Source organism: Streptomyces sp. PsTaAH-124 (assembly GCF_000373685.1).
Taxonomy (GTDB): Bacteria; Actinomycetota; Actinomycetes; order Streptomycetales; family Streptomycetaceae; genus Streptomyces; species Streptomyces andamanensis.
On sequence record NZ_KB892204.1, the window covers coordinates 1 to 1393 of the forward strand.

At 67.0% G+C, this 1393-nt stretch carries 1 protein-coding gene; it reads left to right on the forward strand.

Annotated elements, in window-relative coordinates:
• Window positions 1-297 precede the first annotated feature (297 nt).
• Entirely contained in the window at window positions 298-1305 is a 1008-nt protein-coding gene (locus B086_RS42140; protein ID WP_018570488.1) for an SGNH/GDSL hydrolase family protein, read from the forward strand.
• Window positions 1306-1393: the final 88 nt, after the last annotated feature.

Genomic DNA, 1393 nt, shown 5'->3' on the forward strand with positions numbered 1-1393 from the left:
TGCTGAGTCGGGACGTCCAATACCTCCCTCAACGGCCCGGCAGCCCTGCCCGTTGCGCACCTTGACCACACACCGCCCCGCCCCCGGATCAGCGGCCGCGCCGAAAACCCTCAGTGAGCCACATGGGTGAATATCGCTGCCTGACCGAGCGCCCCTAAGGCAATGGCTGCCCGGTGGTGATCCGGTGTGTCATGCCCGTGCGTTCCGTGCTGGGCGAAGGGTTTACCTTTTTCACCGGAAAGATGACTTATGCCTGTTTACTCCACCTTGCGCCCGCTCCGACTCCTCGGTGCCGGTATGACCGCCGTCATCGCGGCCGCAGTGCTTCCCGCCACCGCGTACGGCACCGCAGCCCAGGGCCCGGCGAGTCCCGGCGGTGCCGAGTACGTCGCCATGGGTGACTCCTTCGCCGCCGGTGCGGGCCAGTCGCCGATCGAGGACACCGACGCCGGCCGCCGCTGTCAGCGCTTCGTCAACAACTACCCGCACGTCCTGGCCGCTGAGGAGGGCTGGACCCTCAACGACGTCACCTGCGGCGGCGCCAGCGTCTACCCGGAGGCCGGCTACAGCTCGGGCGGCTTCTACACACCCATCGACTCCAACCCGGCGATGCTCGACGCCGTCGGCCCGGACACCAAGTACGTGACCTTCCAGCTCGGAGGGAACGACAGCCGGCTCCCCACCCTCCTCATCAAATGCGTCCAGGCTGGAGTTGCCGGCGAGAACCCGGTACTCGGGCACGCCTGCCAGGACCGAGATCAGGCGGCGGCCCCGAGCGACCGCATCGACTTCGAACAGGCGAAAAAACACGTCGACGAAGCACTTAAGGCGATCCGCGAGAAGGCGCCCCAGGCGCAGGTCGTCGTCGTCGGCTACCCGCCGATCCTGCCGCCCAACGGCTGCGCGTACAACCCGCTGCCCATTCCGGGAGCCGCGGGCATCGGACCGGTCTCCAACGCTGACCAGCGGTACTACATCGGTGAGTTCAACGAACTCACCGAGACGCTGAAGGCCGTAGCCGAGGAGAACGGGGTCACGTTCGCCGACTTCAGCACCGAATTCCAGGGCCACGACGCCTGCAAATCCGCCAACGCCCGATGGGTCGAGGGCGTCCTGGCGGACGTGCCGGTCATCGACAACGGCCGGGAGATTCCGCCCCCGCCGTTCAGCCTGGCCCCGGGATCCGACTACATGAACTGGCTCACGGAGTACGCAGCACAGCGTCAGCCCCTGTGGGCTTCAGCACACCCCAACAAAGCAGGACACGAAGCCATCGGCCAAGGTCTGGCCGAATACTTCCGCTGATCCGGGGGCGGGGCGGTGTGTGGTCAAGGTGCGCAACGGGCAGGGCTGCCGGGCCGTTGAGGGAGGTATTGGACGTCCCGACTCAGCA